The 16,579-nt window shown below is 72.8% G+C and carries 10 protein-coding genes; 3 read left to right on the forward strand and 7 right to left on the reverse strand.

Translation table 11 applies throughout. The annotated features are described in order from the left end of the window. Positions 1 to 2: 2 nt before the first annotated feature. From IEX47_RS11195 to IEX47_RS11225, 7 genes are all read right to left on the reverse strand, one after another. Complete coding sequence (locus tag IEX47_RS11195) at positions 3 to 1,157, reverse strand: sortase domain-containing protein (protein WP_188784098.1); 1,155 nt, start codon at positions 1,155 to 1,157, stop codon at positions 3 to 5. After that, a complete protein-coding gene (locus IEX47_RS11200; protein ID WP_188784099.1) occupies positions 1,154 to 2,632 on the reverse strand; it encodes an FAD/NAD(P)-binding protein in 1,479 nt (492 codons plus the stop codon). Before IEX47_RS11200 ends, IEX47_RS11195 begins: the two co-directional genes overlap by 4 nt. A 96-nt stretch (positions 2,633 to 2,728) precedes the next feature. Next, positions 2,729 to 5,629: a hypothetical protein gene (locus IEX47_RS11205; RefSeq protein WP_188784100.1), complete on the reverse strand. Its 2,901-nt coding sequence runs from the start codon at positions 5,627 to 5,629 to the stop codon at positions 2,729 to 2,731. A gap of 31 nt (positions 5,630 to 5,660) precedes the next feature. Then, entirely contained in the window at positions 5,661 to 8,450 is a 2,790-nt protein-coding gene (locus tag IEX47_RS11210) for a COG1361 family protein (protein ID WP_188784101.1), read from the reverse strand. A gap of 171 nt (positions 8,451 to 8,621) precedes the next feature. Further along, entirely contained in the window at positions 8,622 to 9,875 is a 1,254-nt protein-coding gene (locus IEX47_RS11215) for a hypothetical protein (protein ID WP_188784102.1), read from the reverse strand. Between the two features lie 258 nt (positions 9,876 to 10,133). Continuing rightward, positions 10,134 to 10,859, reverse strand: coding sequence for a TetR/AcrR family transcriptional regulator (locus IEX47_RS11220; RefSeq protein WP_188784103.1), 726 nt, complete (start codon positions 10,857 to 10,859; stop codon positions 10,134 to 10,136). Between the two features lie 263 nt (positions 10,860 to 11,122). Next, positions 11,123 to 12,646 (reverse strand): flagellar hook assembly protein FlgD, encoded by a 1,524-nt coding sequence (locus tag IEX47_RS11225; protein WP_188784104.1) that lies wholly within the window; start codon positions 12,644 to 12,646, stop codon positions 11,123 to 11,125. 170 nt (positions 12,647 to 12,816) lie between these two features. Here IEX47_RS11225 and IEX47_RS11230 point away from each other — a divergent pair, with 170 nt between their 5' ends. Genes IEX47_RS11230 through IEX47_RS11240 form a run of 3 tightly spaced genes read left to right on the forward strand, consistent with a single transcriptional unit; the run spans position 12,817 to position 16,555 of the window. Beyond that, positions 12,817 to 14,733: an anthranilate synthase family protein gene (locus IEX47_RS11230; RefSeq protein ID WP_188784105.1), complete on the forward strand. Its 1,917-nt coding sequence runs from the start codon at positions 12,817 to 12,819 to the stop codon at positions 14,731 to 14,733. After that, positions 14,730 to 15,317 carry an anthranilate synthase component II gene (locus IEX47_RS11235; protein ID WP_188784106.1) on the forward strand — a complete coding sequence of 196 codons (588 nt, stop codon included), beginning with the start codon at positions 14,730 to 14,732 and terminating at the stop codon, positions 15,315 to 15,317. The genes IEX47_RS11230 and IEX47_RS11235 overlap by 4 nt, the downstream gene beginning before the upstream one ends. Beyond that, positions 15,314 to 16,555: an anthranilate synthase component I family protein gene (locus IEX47_RS11240; RefSeq protein ID WP_188784107.1), complete on the forward strand. Its 1,242-nt coding sequence runs from the start codon at positions 15,314 to 15,316 to the stop codon at positions 16,553 to 16,555. The genes IEX47_RS11235 and IEX47_RS11240 overlap by 4 nt, the downstream gene beginning before the upstream one ends. Positions 16,556 to 16,579: the final 24 nt, after the last annotated feature.

A 16,579-nucleotide genomic window follows, 5' to 3' on the forward strand; every position in this document is an offset into this window, starting at 1 on the left:
GCTCAGTCCTCCATCGGGGCCGCGGTCACCCACGCGGCGTGGGCGAAGACGATCGTGTTGCGGCCGGACTCCGCGTCGTAGCCGACCAGCCGGAGGAGCGGACGGCGGGTGGCGCCGTAGACCTCCTGTGTCGGGAAGGCCCGGGCGTCGACGGTCATCACCCGGTCGACCGTGAACGCCACCCGGCTGCCGTCGGTGCGGACGACGCGGAGCTGCTGGCCGGCCTTCGCGTGGGCGAGGCCCTGGAAGATCGCGTCGGTCGAGCCGATGACCACCGCCGGTCCCCGCTGCCCGGGGGCGGCGCCCTGGCCGTACCAGGCGGCGTGCCGCGGGTCCGGTGTGACCAGCACGCCGTTCTCCTTCATCAGCGTCATGCCCAGCCGCGTGTCGACACCGGCCGCCGGGAACTCGACGTACGCCGGGAGGACGCGCTTCGTGGTGTCCCACGCGTGGAGCCTGCGGACGCGCTCGACCTTCATCGCCTGGTGCTCCTCGCCGTGGGTGAGGCGCGGGTCGGCGGCGGGCGGCGGGGTGTCGTGGCCGAGCAGCGGCGCGAGCAGGAGCACCGCGCCGAAGACGCCGACGAAGAGCGCGACGGTCGCGAAGCGCGGGGTGCCGGGCCGCAGCCCGAGGGCGCCGAGGCTGAAGCCGCGGCTCCTGGCCGGCGCTTCCTCCGCTGCGGGCTCCTCCGCAGTGGTGGTGGCTTCGGGTGCGCGCGCCGGGGCCGGGATAGCAGCGCGCGCCCGGGCCACCACCAGGCGCTGGCCCTCGTGCCGCCAGTGGGGCAGGAGGACCGGGAGGACCGCGGCCCGCACCAGCAGGGCCGCGGACCAGAGCAGCGTGAAGAAGACGAGGTGTGTGCCGCGCGGTGCGGCGGAACCGAGCGCGTTCAGCGCCAGCCACGAGGCGCAGGCCTCGGGGACCCACGACAGCAGCGTGAGGAGCGGCGGCCAGTCACGGTCCCAGCGCCGGTCCTGCAGCGCCTGGTACGCCGCGTCCCAGACGAGGCCGAGGACGGTGATGACGAGCAGGCCGATGAGGGCGCGCCCGAGCGTGAGGTGGTCGAGGAGGCCGGCGGCCGCGAGGGCAACCGGCACCCCGGGGACGAGGGCGAGGGCGAGGCGGGTCTGGACCCGGCCGGCGAGGGTGGGGGTCACAGCGACTTCCCTCCGATCCACTGGAGCCAGCCGCGCGCGGACCGCAGCGGACTGAGGCGTTCGCCGAAGCCGGCGGTGGCCAGCGTGTCGGCGATGGACAGCGCCGCCTGCTGCAGCCCGGTGAACGAGTCGACCGGGCCGTAGTGGCCGCCGCGTGCCGTGCGGCCGGAGGCGAACATCCGTCCGTCGCCGCTGTCGCCACCCTCGACGGTCCAGTCGGGAGTCGTCCGCAGGCCGCCCAGGCGGTTGGTGGCGACCGGGCTGAACGCGAGCAGGTCCGCGACGAGCGCGTGCTGCCCGGCGTCGGTCTCGAGGCCCGTCGCGTCGAAGACATGGTCGGCGGCGATCGTCATCCGCTCGCCGTTCTGCAGCAGCACGCGGGTGGCGATCTGGGCCCCGTCGTCGGCGAAGGACTCGACCTCGCCGACCACGGCGTCGTACCACCCGGCGGCGCGGGCGCCGTCGAGGAGCTCGTCGACCGCCTTGCGGCGGGGCGTGGTCGGGGCGCCGAGGCGCTCGAAGGCGTCCAGCCGCTCCTCCTCTGCGGCCCGCCGCAGCTCGTCGCGCAGCGCGCCCGTGTAGGCGGCACGCGGGAAGTCGAGGGCCTGGTGACGGAAGCCGAGGCGCTGGTCGTGGCCGGTCGACCCGTCGGGCCAGCTCCGCACCACGTGCCAGATGTGCAGGTCACGGCCGTGCCGGATCCGCCCCGCGGCGAGCTGCTCGAGGAGCTGCACCGCGGCGGGTCCTGCGCCGCGGACGACCACGTTCGCGCCGCGGTTCGCGAGCTGGCGCAGGACGGCCGCGTTGTCGTCGTACGCAGAGGTGAGGCGGGTGCTGCCGGGGAAGGCCTCGCGGTACGCCGCGACCTCCGGCGTGGTGCGCGGCCCGGGCGCGCCGAGTGCGAGGTGGACGTGGTCGCAGCGGATCGCGACCATGCCGCCCTTCTTGCGGCAGATGACGAAGTAGCCGCCCGCGTCGCGCTTGAAGAGGTAGTCGGCGGGGATGCCGCTGGTCATGAGGGGCCAGCCGATGCGACGGGCCTCCTTGTCGAGCGCGGCGCGGACGGTCGCGACGGTCGGGCTGGAGCCCTCGCCGGCGACCCCCTGGAGGAGCTGGCGGGTGAGGGGCCGGAGACTGCGCGTACGCCGCGCCTCGCCGCCGGCGTACCCGGGGAAGCCCCACAGGTTGTCGATGCGGGCCGTGGCGTCGCTCCGCAGGCGGCTGTCGTCGGTCATGCCGAGCGCCGTGCAGCGGGCCTGGAACGCCGCGCCGGGGGAGGTGTGGGCGCCCAGGACCGCGATCTCCTCCGCCGGTACGCCGGCGACCCGGAGGCGGTCCACGAGGGCGAAGGAGCCGAGGCCGCCGCCGATCGTGGCGAGGCCGACGCGGGTCACCGGGATCCGGGCCGCGTCGAGCTGCTCGTCGCTGACCAGGCGCTCGGGGGCGTCGGCGGCCTGTTCAGGAATGGTCGTCATGAGGACCTCTCAAGGGACGGTTCAGGTCGAACGTCGGGGGTGCTGACGGGGCGCGGCGCGGGAGGCGCCGCACCCCGTCAGCGGGGTGCTCGTGCGTCAGCGCGAGCGGGAGGTGCGGACGCGCGGGGCCGCGACGGCCCCGACGCCTGCGAGGAGGAGCAGCCAGGCGTACACGTCGTGCTCGCCGTCCTGCTTCTCTTGCGTGGCCTGCACGCGCGCCATCCCGCCGCCGCCGGTCCCGACGCCACCGAGAGGCATCGGGAACGCGCCGGCGGACGGGTCGACGATCTGCTGCAGACCGGTCGGTGCCGGGACGCCCCCGAGGATGACGTGGCTGGCTGCCACCCCTGCCCCGGTCGACATGCCCGTGTGGGTGCCGACGGGGACGGGAGCGTGGGCCACCGTCTCCGGCTCGACGCCGGAGGCGGGCGGCACCATCGTCATCCCGGCCAGGTAGAGGCTGCGGTGGGCGACGGTCGGCTGACCGTCGGCCGTCACGGCCGAGACCTCGACCGGCGTCGTCTGCGAGCCCACGACCGGAACGATCCGGCCGGAGCACGTGGCCGTCTCGCCGGGCGCCAGCTCGGTGTCCGAGCAGGTCATGACGGTGTCGCCAGCGGTGGCGGTCAGGTCGCTGATCGCCTGGTCGCTGGTGTTGCTGACCGTCATCTCGACCTCAGCCGGCCTGTGCGCCTCCGCCTTGGCAGCACCGGGCGCGTCAGCGGACTGGCCGTTGACGGTCGCGGCGCTGACCGCCAGGGCGTGCTCCGCGTCGGTCGAGCCGGTGCCGTCGGTCGGCGTGGAGCCGCCCGTCGTACCGTCCGTCGGCGTGGAGCCGGCGCCACCGGTGGTGCCGCCGGTGGTGCCGCCGGTCGGGGTCGAGCCCGTGCCGGAGGTGCCCGTGTCGCTGGTGACCTGCGAGACCGTGCCGTCGGGGTTCACCTGGTAGGTGGTCCCGCCGAACGTGATGGTGAAGCTGCCGTTGGTGCCCTGGGTGACCTGCGGTGCGTTGGTCACGGTGCTGCCGGACGGGCTGGTGACGGTGCCGTCAGGCTGGATCACGTACGTCGTACCGTTGTACGTGACCGTGGAGGAGCCATTGCTGCCGGGCGTGACCGTCGGGAGGCTGGAGCCGCCCGTCGGCGTACCGGACGTGCCGCCCGTCGGCGTGCTGCCACCGGTGGTCTGCTTCACGACGGTGCCGTCGGGCTTCACCTGGTAGGTGGTGCCGTTGAACACGATGGTGAAGGAGCCGTTGGTGCCCTGGGTGACCTGCGGTGCGTTGGTCATCGGGGCGCCGGAGGTGTCGGTGACCGTCCCGTTGGGCTGGACCGTGTAGGTCGTGCCGTTGAAGACGACCGTGGAGGACCCGTTGCTGCCCGGGGTGACCGTCGGGAGGCTGGAGCCGCCCGTCGGGGTGGTCGAGCCGCCCGTCGGCGTACCGGACGTGCCACCGGTCGGGGTGGTCGACCCGCCCGCCGGCGTGCTGCCACCGGTGGTCTGCTTCACGACGGTGCCGTCCGGCGTCACCTGGTAGGTGGTGCCGTTGAACACGATGGTGAAGGAACCATCCGAGCTCTGCGTGGTGACCTGCGGTGCGTTGGTCACGGTGCGGCCGGCCGGGCTGGTGACGGTGCCGTTGGGCTGGATCACGTACGTCGTTCCCTTGAACGTGATCGTGTACGACCCGTTGCTGCCGGGGATCACCTGCGGAAGGTCGCTCCCGCCCGTCGGCGTGGTGCCGCCGCCGGTCGGGGTCGAGCCGGTGCCGCCGGTGGTACCGGTGACGTACGCGATGCCGCCGGTGGTGGTGCGACCACCGTCGGGCGTCGTGCCGTACACCGTGATCGGCACGGCCTGGTCGCCGGGCTTCGGCTGGACCGGACCCGAGCACGAGGTGGACTCGGCCGGAGCCAGTTCGCCGTCCGCGCAGGTCAGCGGCCCGTCGGGGCTGCTGGCGGACAGGTTGCTCACCGTCTTGTCACCCGCGTTGTAGACCGGGATCGAGGCGGTGGTCGGCTCGTACGCCGCGACCTGTGCGAGGCCGGGCGTGCCGGCCGTCGTGCCGCCCACCGTCGGGGTGCCCGACGTCAGGAGGCAGCTGCACTTCTCGTCCGGGGTGCCGCCGGCCGGGCTGCCGCCCGTGGTGCCGGTGGTGGTCCCGGTCGGGGTGCCCGACGTACCCGACGTACCCGACGAGCCCGCGGCACCGGCGAGACCGGTGACGAAGAGCAGGCCGGACGTCGACACGTTGCGTCCGTCAGGCGTGGAGGCAGTCGCCTGGACGGGTGCGCTCTGGTCACCGGCGGTGGGCGCGTAGCTTCCACTGCACGTCGTGGAGGCGGAGACGGCGAGCGTCGTCGTCCCGCAGTCCATCGCCCCACCCGGTCCGGAGACCGAGAGTCCCGTCACCGACAGGCTGCCGGTGTTGGTGACCGGTACGGCGACGCTGCTCGGCGTGCCGGCCGGAGCCTGGGCGGTGCCCGGGCTTCCAGCAGCGGCGCCGTTCATCGTCGGCGTACCCATGGTGAGGTTGCAGGAGCACGCCGCGGCCGACGACGAGGACGACACCGAGCTTGTCGTCGTCATCGTGGGAGCCGAGCCACCGGTCGACGAGGTCGCCGACCCGGAGGTGTCGTGCCCGGCGACCGGGGTGGTGCTGGTCGCGTGCGCGCTGGTGCCGGACGCCGCGCCGGCGTCCGTGGTGGCGTGCATCGTGGTGGCCGGCGCCGGCGCGGGCGCCGTCTTCGCCGTGGGCGTCGCGAGCGTCTGCACGGAGACCGTGGGGACGTCGTGCGTCGTGGTGGGGCCGGTCAGCGTGCCCAGGGGCGAGGTGAGGCCTCCGAGTGGCCCACCTCCGCCGAGCAGCTGCGTGACAGATCCGAGGATCGGCTGGTCCGGCGGAGGGGTGGTCCCCGCGTCCTCGGCATGGGCAGCGCCCACGCCGAGGGCGAGGAATCCTCCGACGAACAAGCCGGTCCCGACGGACCGCCTCATCCAGGGGTTCATCTCAATGACCTTTCGTCCGTCAGGCCTGTGAAGGGGCCGTCGTGGCGGCGCAGGTGCAGAGCGTGTACTCGAACCGCTCCTGCGCGGTGGTGACCTTGCCGGTTGGGTCGGTGCCGGTGAAGGTGACCGGGACGGTGTTGATGCCCGACTTGGGTGCGATCTGGATCGAGTACCAAGTGCTCTCGCCCGGCTGCAGGGTGGTCTTGCCGCCGGTCACCGGGCCCGTGGGCGAGGTGGCCGTGATGTTCTGCAGCGGTGCGTCACCGTGGTTGGTGACCTGGACGTCGAGCTTCGACACGTCCGTGGAGTGGAACGTGTAGCGGACGGCGTCGTTGGTGGGCTGGTCGTCGACCTCGAGGGCGCCGGTCGTGGCGATCTCGCCGTTCTGGACGTCACCCGTGTAGACCGCCGAGCAGGTCTTGCCCTGCTGCTGGCCGTTGGGGTTCGACCCGACGATGCCGAAGGAGAGCGCCTGGGTGCCCGGCTTCGCGGTCGTCGTGTAGGTGAGGGTCGTCGTCTGACCGGGAGCAAGCGGCAGGCGCGCGCCGGTCATGGTGCCGCCGTCGGACGCCTTGCCGACCAGGGTGGTCAGCGGTACGTCGCCGGTGTTGGTCACGGGAACCGTGAACGTGACCTGGTGGCCCGTCGGGATGGTCACGCCGGGGGCGTTGGGCGAGCTCTGGCCGTTGACCTTCGGTGCAGCGATCGTGAAGGCGACCGTGCCGTGGGGCGTTTCGCTCGGCGAGTTGCCACTTGTCGTGGGCGTGGTGCCGCCCGTGGGGGTGGTGGTGCCGCCCGTGGGGGTGGTGGTGCCGCCGGTCGGGGTGGTCGAGCCACCGAGGACACTGCCGACGGCCGGGAGCGCGCTGAGCGGCGACGATCCGCCGAGCAGGTCACCGACGACCGGGAGCCCCGACGCGGGAGACGTCGAGCCGGAGCCCGTCGTGCCGCCGGTGGTGGGCGTGGTGCCGCCGGTCGGGTTGGTCGAGCCACCGGTCGGGGTGGTCGAGCCACCGGTCGGGGTGGTGGTGCCGCCCGTGGGGTTGGTCGAACCACCGGTCGGGGTGGTGGACCCTCCGGTCGGGGTGGAGGACCCGCCCGTCGGGGTGGAGGACGAACCGCCCGGCAGGGCGCCGCCGAGGAGGTCACCGACGACCGGGAGACCGGCCAGGGGCGACTTCGAGGTGGGAGCCGACGTGCCGGCGGTCGGGGTGGTGGTGCCGCCCGTGGGGCTGGTCGAGTCACCGAGCAGGTCACCGATGACGGGCAGGCCCGCGAGCGGCGAGGTGGAGCTGGACGTACCGCCAGTGGTCGGGGTGCTGCCGGTGCCGCCGCTCGTCGGCGTCGAGGCCGAGCCACCCAGCAGGCCACCGAGGACCGGGATGCCGCCGAGAGGGGAGCTCGGCGCGGAACCGTCGGACTGGCCTCCCTTGAGGAGGTCGCTCACGACCGGCAGGTCGCCGGTGGGGAGCGAGCCCGTCAGGCCGCCGCTGGTCGGGGCGTCCTTGACCGGGTACTGCTTGCCGTCGACGGTGACGGAGCCGCCCTGGGCGGTGTAGACCATCCCTTCGTCGGTCGTGACCTTGCCGTTGCGGACGGGGTAGGTCTTGCCGTCGATCGTGACCGTCTGGGTCGTGCCGGCCTGCGGGACGAGCGGCCCGAGGAGCGAGCTGAAGCCCGGCATCCCCAGGGACTCGAGCGTCTTGATGTTGTCCGTGACCTGGAGAACCTCGAGGAGCTTCGTCGGGTCACCGCTCGCGAGCGGCTCGAACGCCGTCGTCCCCAGGGTGCGGAAGGCGTCGGCGTTGTTCGTGGCGAAGTTGAGGTACTCGTCCGGGGTGAACACCGTGTTGAAGCCGAGACGATCGGTGATCTCGTCGACGGCGAGGGTGTTGTAGAGGTAGTCCGGACCCAGGATCTTCTGCGGGTTCGGGACGTCCGGCACGACCCGCTTTGCGAAAGTCATCACCTTGTCGGGCGTGGGCAGTCGGTCCAGGTTGACCGCGCCGGTCTTGATGTCGACGGGGAGCCCCATCCCGCCGCAGCCGGTGAGCATCGTGGCGTAGTCGGTGCCGTGGCCCTCGACGTGCTTCGGGTTGAAGATCGGGATCCAGCCCAGCGGTCCGCCGTACAGGTCGACGATCGGCATCTGGGAGTTGCCGATCGAGCCGCTCGCGAGCGACAGGATCAGGTTCTTGTACTCCGCGTCCGTGTGGTACGTCAGGAAGTGGGTGTTCGTCCCGATGACGGGGATGCCGTCCTCGTTCTTCCACATGTGCTCGAGGAAGAAGTCGCACGCGTCGCCACCCTGCGAGTGGGCCGTGTGCTCGGGCCGCGGGACCGAGGTCTGCACGCCGTCCTTGCCGGCGAGGAGGCCGCCGGAGAAGATCTTCGGCGCGTTGGCGATGAACTTGCCCATGACGGGGAGGTTCGACCCCGGGAGCTCTCCTCCGCCGAGCCCCGAGAGCGGGGAGCTGGTCGAGCCCGTCGTGGTCGTCGTGCCGCCGCCGGAGGTCGCCGTGCCACCGGTGGACGTCGAGGTCGACGTCGTCGTGGTGGTCGACGTGGTCGACATGGTCGGCTGGCTGGTGGTGGTCGCCGTCATTCCGGTTGCGGCCGCCGTCGACGCGATGCCGAGGGTGGCGGCGAGGACGACGCCGGGGGCGATGAGGGAGCGCGCCGTACGGCGGGCCCGGGCGACCGAGAGGTCGTGGACGAAGAGGCGGGGATCGTCGTTCGTCGTGAGGGGGGTGGCCAGACCGATGGGCTGCCACTCCGAGATGCGCGAGGCGCGAGGCTGCTTGGACATGCGGGTTTCTCCTGATTCAGGGACGTTCGAAGGAATCGACTGCAGGTGTGTTGCGGGCACAGCTGTGTTCCTGCGAAGGCCGACGTCACGCGTCCGGGATGGGTGGTCGACCATCCGGCGTCCGCGCGGGGTGCCGGCTGCCGCGTCGCTCAGAGGACGCGGCGTCCTGGATCAGTCAGGCGAGAAGGCCGGATCGTCTGCCGGGGTGCCCGGCATCGGCCCGGTGGGGCCCTCGATGGGCTCGGTGGTGGTGGCCGTGAACTCCGGCTCGGACTCGACGCGCACCAGCGTCTGGTCCACCGCAGGGGTCGGGGCCGAGCCACCGCCGCCCGTGGTGGAGCCTGCGCCCGACACCGGGACCGGAGCAACGGTCGCGATGTCGGAGGCGGGCTGCGCCACGACGTGGGAAGAGCTGGCGGAGGCGTCCGGCGGCGGCACCGCAGGCCCGCCGTGGGCGTCGTCGGAGCAGACGCTCGCGGTGCCCCGGATCGCCCCGGCGGGGACATCGGTGACGGCCGGCGCGGCCGAGCCGGGCACGGCCGCGGGCAGGCCGGGCTGGAGAGCCGGGACGCCGCTGCTGCCCCCGGCACCCGGACCGCTCACGGCGATAGAGCCCGCCGGGCCGGTCACCGCGGCCAGGACCGGAGCGAGGGCCCGGGTCGTCCTGGCGACGGCTGCGTCGGCCGTGCGGCCCGCCAGCGTGGCGGTGGAGGTGAGGGTGTCGGTGGTGAGGTCGACCGCGTGGGCCACCGGGGCCAGGAGCTGGTGGAGGGGGTACGCCACCGGCAGCGGGGCGGCGAGGGTCACGGCAGCGTCGGCGGCGAGCTGGGTGGCCGCGTCGACCTGCTCGCCGGCGGCGGCGACGACCGGGGTCAGCGTCGCGCCGAACGACGGGACCTTCACGTCGAGCAGCTTCCCGCTGGACGCCGTGTCCTCGGCCGTGGCGCGCACGCTGTCCGTCAGGCCGCTGACGGCCTGGAGCCCTCCGACCGCCGGGGCGTACGCCGGCGCGGCGGCCGCCGCGCTCGTGGCCGCCTTCGCGACGGGGGTGGTGGCGCTGGCCGCCGCCTGCGTCACGGTCTCGACCGCGTGCGCGACGGGCTGCGCGACCGGCTCGGGCGCCGCGGTGGAGCGAGCGCCGGAGGTGAGGACCTGGGTGACGGGCTGGATCGGCAGCGCCTCGGCCACGGTGCCCAGGCTGGCCAGGCTCTGGCCGAGCAGCGGGATCGGTCCGGGGGCCGTCGGCGGGGTGTCGCTGCGGCCCTCGTCGGCGGGGGCCGCGTGGGCGGTGCCGCCGATCAGCAGCAGGGCGACCCAGGCCAGCCCGAGCAGCACGACGAGGCGCCAGCAGCCGCGGGACGTCGTCCACGCGCGCCGCTGGAGGCGCACCAGACCGCCGTCAGCGGTCGCAGTGGCTTCAGCCATCGTCGAATCTCCCGAGAGTTGCGCGCCGGACGGCGCGGAGGGTCACATCAGTCGCCGCGAGGGCGGAGCTGCGGAACTCATGCAGCGTGCAGTTGTGCCGTGGCCTCGAGTGCTCGGAATGCGACAGCTGTCGCCACCTTCGGCCTTGGAAAGCAGGGATCTCGGAATTCCCTGACTCCAATGGCGTCATCCTGCACCCGGCTTCGATCAGGTGTCCAGCGTCATGCGAGAAAACTTTTTGCGACGGTGCGGCGACCCTCAGCGGGCGAGCTCGTCGTCGAGGACGGGCATCAGCCGGTCGAAGTCGCCAGCCTGGCCGAGGCGGGCGAGCCAGTCGATCATCGTGCTCCGGTAGAGCGCCGAGGAGCGCACGAGGGTGGGCTCGACGTAGCCCGTGACCTCCAGCGCGATCACGCCGTGGAGGGAGGTGCAGACCCGCGCGTGGAGCCACGAGAGCTCCTCCGGCCACGGCTCCGCATCGGCGCGAACGACGTTCGCAGTCGCGCTCACCGCCGCGGGCGGGACGGGCGGAAGGGCCAGGTCGTGCTGCTGCCAGAGCGCATGCAGGAGCCGGCCGAGGAGGGCGTCGGAGAGCTCGCGCACGGGGGCGCCTCCGCTGCGCGGTCGGGCCAGCAGCATCCGGAACTCGTCGGGGCGCGCCAGCGCCCGGCGGCGCAGCCCGGTCCAGGCGGCGAGCCACCGTCCGGTGGCGTCGAAGGGCGGCAGGTGCTCGAGGTCGGCGCGGACGTCGGCGGCGAGACTCTCGTCGATCGCGGCCGCGACCAGGTCCCGCAGCTCGTCGAGGTTGGCGACGTAGCGGTAGAGCCCGGCCGGGCTGGCGCCCATCGCCGTCGCGACGCCGCGCAGGGTCAGCTCCTGCTGGTGCGCGAGGAGGGTGCGGGCGGCCCGCACGATCTCGTCGTACGTCGCGGCCCGGCGTCGCGCCTGCCGGGTCGGATGCGCGCTGCGGGCTCCCGTGGCCATCGCGCCCCTCCTGCCCCGCATGCAGTGGTCTTCACGCTCAGGTGCGAACGGTGTTCGCACAGCGTCGCCCCGTTTGCTCCCTCCGCGGGCGGTCCGGTTTTCCGAGTACCCGGACCGCCCGCGTCGGTGCAACCCGGACCAGGCCCGGGCGCACGACGACGTTATCGATCCGTGTCCTTCGCGGGCGAGGGAGACACCTCCGGTTTGCGTCGACCATCCGCTTTGCGATGAAGGTCCATCAGCGGAGTGGCTCCCCGGCCGGGTCAGTCGTTGACGAGCACCCGGTAGCGCGCCGTGATCCGGAACGACCTGACGTCGTACCTCTTGCCGCGGTTGACCCGCATGTCCCACTGGACGCTGCGGTCGGTGTGCACCATGCCGGCGTACGACGAGCCGGTGTGCCACCCGACGGGCGACTGCGGGCTGGTGACGCCGATCCAGCGGCCGTCGCGGAGCCGGTAGGAAAGCTGCGCCCAGTCGGGTGGGCTCAGGTCGGGGGAGCCGCCGTAGACGTCGATCTGGACGCCGTCATGACGCGTCGCTGCCGGCACCAGTGCCCGATGGATCGTGCGGACCTTGCTCGCATCGAAGCCGTCGTGGCACTTCACGTTGGAGTACAGCCCGAGTGATCCCGCCCAGCCGTGGCGTGAGGGCGACCGGACGCGGGAGCAGTGCCCGACCTCCTGACGGACCCGGCTGTCGGCCGCCGTGACGACCTTGCGCCAGGTCCGGGCCTCGAGGTGCTTGCGGACGACGGTGATCGACGGCCCGTCGTACGCCGTCTCGCGCCCGTCGTCCGTGTAGACCGCGCGGGTGGCGTAGACGCCAGCGGGCATCCGGGTGCCGTCGGCGGCCCGTCCCGTCCAGATGAAGACCGTCGAGGCCGCAGTCTCGTAGGACCAGTCGAGCGTCCGGAGCAGCTGGGTGCGGTCGGCATTCCAGATCTCCAGCCGCGCCTCGATGCCGAGGTCCTCGTGGTAGCCCCACATCGGCGAGGTGCGGATCTCGACGGAGTCCCGGTAGCCGTCACGAGTCGGGTAGACGCGGGTGTCGGAGAGCGTCACCGCGGTGATCTTCGGCGGAGTGGGGTTCGTGACGACCTCGACGGTGAACTCCTGCGTGGTGGTGACCTGTCCCGGCCGCGGACCACGGACGTTCAGCCGCAGCCGGTGGACGCCGGGGCCCATGTACGTCGGCGAGAACCCCACGTCGTACGTCGCGGCGGGCTGCGGCAGCTCGACCTCTGTGTCGGGGAACTCGGCGAGCGTCCACCCGTCGGCGTCGAGCCACTCGACGTACATGCGGAGGTGGCCGACGCGGTTCTCGGTGTTGCCGAGGGTGACGCGGATGCTGCTCTCGGGGTGCTCGGAGACCGCGATGGGCGACGCGTCCGCCGGCTCTGCCGCGACCGTCACCGGGCCGGCATCGGCCAGGGTCACGGTGCGCTCGTCGGCAGTCACGCAGTTGCCCCAGTCGGCGTCGCACTCCGTCAGCGTCAGCGTGGCCGTGCTGCCCGGCTCCAGGACGAGGGCGTAGGCCTGGAACGCGGTGGGCACGCCCGCGGTCGGGGTGTAGCCCCGCTGGTCCGAGACCCGGCCGTCGGGTCCGCGCAACTCGACGCGGGCCCGACCTGCCTCCGACGTGAAGGTGCCGCTGACCTGACCGTCCACGCTCGTGTCGATCGTGGCGAACGTGCCGGTCGCTGCGTGGGCGGCCGTCAGCGGCAGGGTCGCACCGCCCAGAGCCAGGCCCACGGCACTGACGAGGTGGATGAGGTGGCGACGCATGGTTCCCCCGAGGACGTACGACGGGTGCCCCCGCGGCGTCCGTCGATGAATGGTAAGTCGGACTTGTTCCGATGCGCACCGCTTGGCCGGTCACGACCTGGTGACGACGTCGACTTCCAGCCGCCGGATATGCAGGAGCCGCGGAGGGTGCCCGTCGTTAGGCTTCGCCCATGACTTCCACGCCCGCTGCCCCCGCCTCCGCGCGCTCCGCGCTCGATGCGATCACGGGCCGCGAGGCGTGGGCGGCGATCCGGTTGCGCGACTCGGCGACGGTGACCCTCATCGCCGGCGCGCGGGCCGAGGTGGAGTCGATCCTCGACATCCCGCTCGAGACGGGTGCGCCCGCGGCCGGCCGGCGCTTCGACCGGCTCGTCGCGATCCCGTTCCGCCAGGTCGCGGAGCGCGGCTTCGAGGCCCACGACGACGGCACGCCGCTGGTCGTCGTGACGATCGACAGCGAGACCGAGGTGCCGGTGGCCGACCTGCTCGCCGCGCTGCCCGACGTACCGGTGGAGTTCGAGGACCGGGGCGGCTTCGAGTCGTCCGACGAGGACTACGCGAAGGTCGTCGAGTCGATCATCCGCGACGAGATCGGCCAGGGCGAGGGCGCCAACCTCGTCGTCGGGCGCCACTTCCGCGCGCAGGTCGCCAACATGTCGACCGACGTCGCGCTCACCGTCTTCCGCCGCCTGCTCGAGCGCGAGCGCGGCGCCTACTGGACCTACGTCTTCTTCACCGGCGACCGTTACCTCGTCGGCGCCTCCCCGGAGCGCCACGTGTCGGTCACCGGCGGTGACGTCCGGATGAACCCGATCTCCGGCACCTTCCGCATCCCGCGCGACGAGTCCGTCGACCGCAAGGCCGCGCTCCTGGAGTTCCTCAAGGACGAGAAGGAGATCTACGAGCTCTTCATGGTCGTCGACGAAGAGCTGAAGATGATGTGCGACATCTGCAACGAGGGCGGCCAGGTGCTCGGCCCGTTCCTCAAGCCGATGACGCACCTCGTCCACACCGAGTACCTCCTGGCCGGCCGCTCGAGCCGCGACGTCCGCGAGATCCTCCGCGACACGATGTACGCCGCGACCGTCACCGGCTCCCCGGTGGAGAACGCCTGCCGCCTGATCAAGAAGTACGAGACCGAGGGCCGCGAGTACTACGCCTCCGCGCTCGCGCTCATCGGTCGCGACGCGTCGGGTGAGGCCACGGTCGACAGCCCGATCATCATCCGCACCGCCGACGTCCGCGTCGACGGCCGGCTCAAGGTCACCGCGGGGGCGACGCTCGTGCGCGACTCCGACCCGGCGTACGAGGTGGCGGAGACGCACGCGAAGGCGGGCGGCATCCTGTCGGCGTTCGGCCTGGTGCCGGCGGCGCCCGCCGCGCCCGAGGGCTCCATCGCCTCGCTGGCCCAGGACGAGGACGTGCTCCTCGCGCTCGGCTCGCGCAACCAGCGGCTCTCGAAGTTCTGGCTGACCGACCAGGGCGGCTCGGCTCCCGATGTCGCGCTGCGCGGCAAGCGGGTGGCGATCCTCGACGGCGAGGACGACTTCGTCAACATGATCCGCCACGTCTTCGCGGTGATGGGCATGAGCTCCGACGTCGTCGAGTTCGAGGACTACGCGCCCGGCGTCTTCGACCCCTACGACCTGGTGATCGTCGGCCCCGGCCCCGGTGACCCCCGCGACGGCGACCACCCGAAGATCGCGGCGTTCCGCGCGGCGACCGACGAGCTGATCGGGTCGGGGCAGCCCTTCCTCTCGATCTGCCTGGGCCACCAGACGCTCTGCGAGCGGCTGGGCATCGAGCTCGGCTACAAGGACATCGTCTTCCAGGGCACGCAGTCGCCGATCCCGTTCAACGGCCGCACCGAGCGGGTGGGCTTCTACAACACCTTCGTCGGCCGCGTCCGTCGCGACGGCTCGGGGCTGCCCGACGGCGTGACGGCGGAGTTCGACCCCGACACCGGCGACATCCACGTGGTGCGCGGAGCGACCTTCCGCGGCATCCAGTTCCACGCCGAGTCGATCCTCACCGAGCATGGCTTCGACATCATCCACGACCTCGTCTGCGAGCTCGTCCTCCCGTGAACGCCGGTGCTCCGCGCGTCGTGCTCGTGGACCACCACGACTCCTACACGTGGAACCTCGCGCACCTGATCGCCTCGGTGACCGGTGTGCTGCCCGACGTGGCCTCGCATGATGCTGTGTCGCGAGACGACCTGGCGGGCTACACGCACCTCGTCCTCTCGCCGGGCCCGGGCTCGCCCCACGACCCGGCGTTCTTCTCGCTCGGGGCTGCGCTGATCCGCGAGGACGAGCGGCCGATCTTCGGTGTCTGCCTCGGCATGCAGGGCCTGGTCGCGGCGTACGGCGGCAGGGTCGACCGCATCGCGCCGGCCCACGGCGAGCTGGCGTCGGTGACCCACGACGGCTCGGCGCTCTTCGCGGGGGTGCCGGTGCCGTTCACGGCCGTGCGCTACCACTCGCTGGCGGCACTCGAGGTGCCTGCCCAGCTCGAGGTCACCGCCACCTGCGAGGCGGCCGACGGCTCGTCCGTCGTGATGGGGGTCGCCCACCGGTGGAAGCCGCAGGTGGGTGTGCAGTTCCACCCGGAGTCGGTGCTGTCGGCCCATGGTGCGCAGCTGGTCGCCAACTTCCTGGAGCTCTCGTGACGACGCCCGAGGAGCTCTTCCGCACCGTCGCCGCCTCCCACGACCGGGTCTTCTGGCTCGACGGCGGCGGCGCCCGCGCCTGGTCGTCGCGCCGCTCGGTGATCGGCTGGCTCGACGCCGACGACGTCTCGCTCACCTTCGACGCGGCGGCCGGCGAGGTCACCCGCCACACCGGCGCGTCGTCGGAGGTCGTGGGCGATGACATCTTCGCCGCGCTCGCTGCCGAGATCGAGGCGGGCGATCCCGACGACAGCTGGGTCGGCTACTTCGGCTACGCGTGCCGCACCGACCTGCCCGCGCGCCCGGCCGTGGGCGTGCCCGACGCGGTCTGGATGCGCACGCGTAACCTCCGCGCCTTCGAGCACGACCCGGACGCCCGTGCCGCGCGGAGTGCATCCCCGCGTGGTGCGCAGCCGGCGCCCGAGGTCCCTGCCGACTACGCCGCCGCCTTCGAGCGCGTCCAGGACGCGCTCCACGCCGGGCTCACCTACGAGCTCAACCTCACCTACCGCGAGGCGGTCGAGGCGGGCGTCGACCCCGTCACGGCGTACCTCCGGCTGCGGGCGAGCAACCCTGCGCCGTACGCCGGGTTCCTGCAGCACCGCGGCACCTGGCTGCTCTCGTCGAGCCCGGAGCGCTACGCGCTGGTCGACCGGCAGCGGGTGCTCGAGACGAAGCCGATCAAGGGCACGACCCCGCGCGGCGCGACGCCCGAGGAGGACGCGGCGCTGGCGGCCCACCTCGGGAGCGACCCGAAGTTCCGCGCCGAGAACCTGATGATCGCCGACCTGCTCCGCAACGACGTCGGCATGGTCTGCGAGGCCGGGTCGGTGGAGGTGCCGGCGCTGATGGAGGTCGAGTCCTACGCCTCCGTGCACCAGCTCGTCTCGACCGTCCGCGGGCGGCTGCGCGACGGCGTCACGACGGTGGGTGCGCTGCGCGACCTCTTCCCGGCGGGCTCGATGACCGGCGCCCCGAAGCTCCAGACGATGCGGGTCACCGACGAGGTCGAGGCGACCCCACGCGGTGTGTACGCCGGTGCGTTCGGCTGGATCGCCGCCGACGGCCGCGCCGACCTGGGCGTCGTGATCCGCTCGCTGGTCGCGACCGCCGCCGGAGAGGGCTGGCGCTACGAGCTCGGCACCGGGGGTGGCATCACGGTGCAGTCCGACTGCGTCGAGGAGTACGCCGAGACCCGCTGGAAGGCGGAGCGCCTGCTCCGCGTGCTCGACGCCTGAGCTGTCCGCCCCGCTGCGTCTGCT

The sequence above is a fragment of the Nocardioides phosphati genome, from assembly GCF_014646375.1.
Taxonomy (GTDB): domain Bacteria; phylum Actinomycetota; class Actinomycetes; order Propionibacteriales; family Nocardioidaceae; genus Nocardioides; species Nocardioides phosphati.

What these genes read in the sequence shown, in the direction of transcription:
- IEX47_RS11215 (WP_188784102.1), bottom strand. Translation starts at nt 9,875, where the DNA reads ATGGCTGAAGCCACTGCGACCGCTGACGGCGGTCTGGTGCGCCTCCAG.
- IEX47_RS11225 (WP_188784104.1), bottom strand. Translation starts at nt 12,646, where the DNA reads ATGCGTCGCCACCTCATCCACCTCGTCAGTGCCGTGGGCCTGGCTCTG.
- IEX47_RS11220 (WP_188784103.1), bottom strand. Translation starts at nt 10,859, where the DNA reads ATGGCCACGGGAGCCCGCAGCGCGCATCCGACCCGGCAGGCGCGACGC.
- IEX47_RS11230 (WP_188784105.1), top strand. Translation starts at nt 12,817, where the DNA reads ATGACTTCCACGCCCGCTGCCCCCGCCTCCGCGCGCTCCGCGCTCGAT.
- IEX47_RS11205 (WP_188784100.1), bottom strand. Translation starts at nt 5,629, where the DNA reads ATGAGGCGGTCCGTCGGGACCGGCTTGTTCGTCGGAGGATTCCTCGCC.
- IEX47_RS11210 (WP_188784101.1), bottom strand. Translation starts at nt 8,450, where the DNA reads ATGTCCAAGCAGCCTCGCGCCTCGCGCATCTCGGAGTGGCAGCCCATC.
- IEX47_RS11200 (WP_188784099.1), bottom strand. Translation starts at nt 2,632, where the DNA reads ATGACGACCATTCCTGAACAGGCCGCCGACGCCCCCGAGCGCCTGGTC.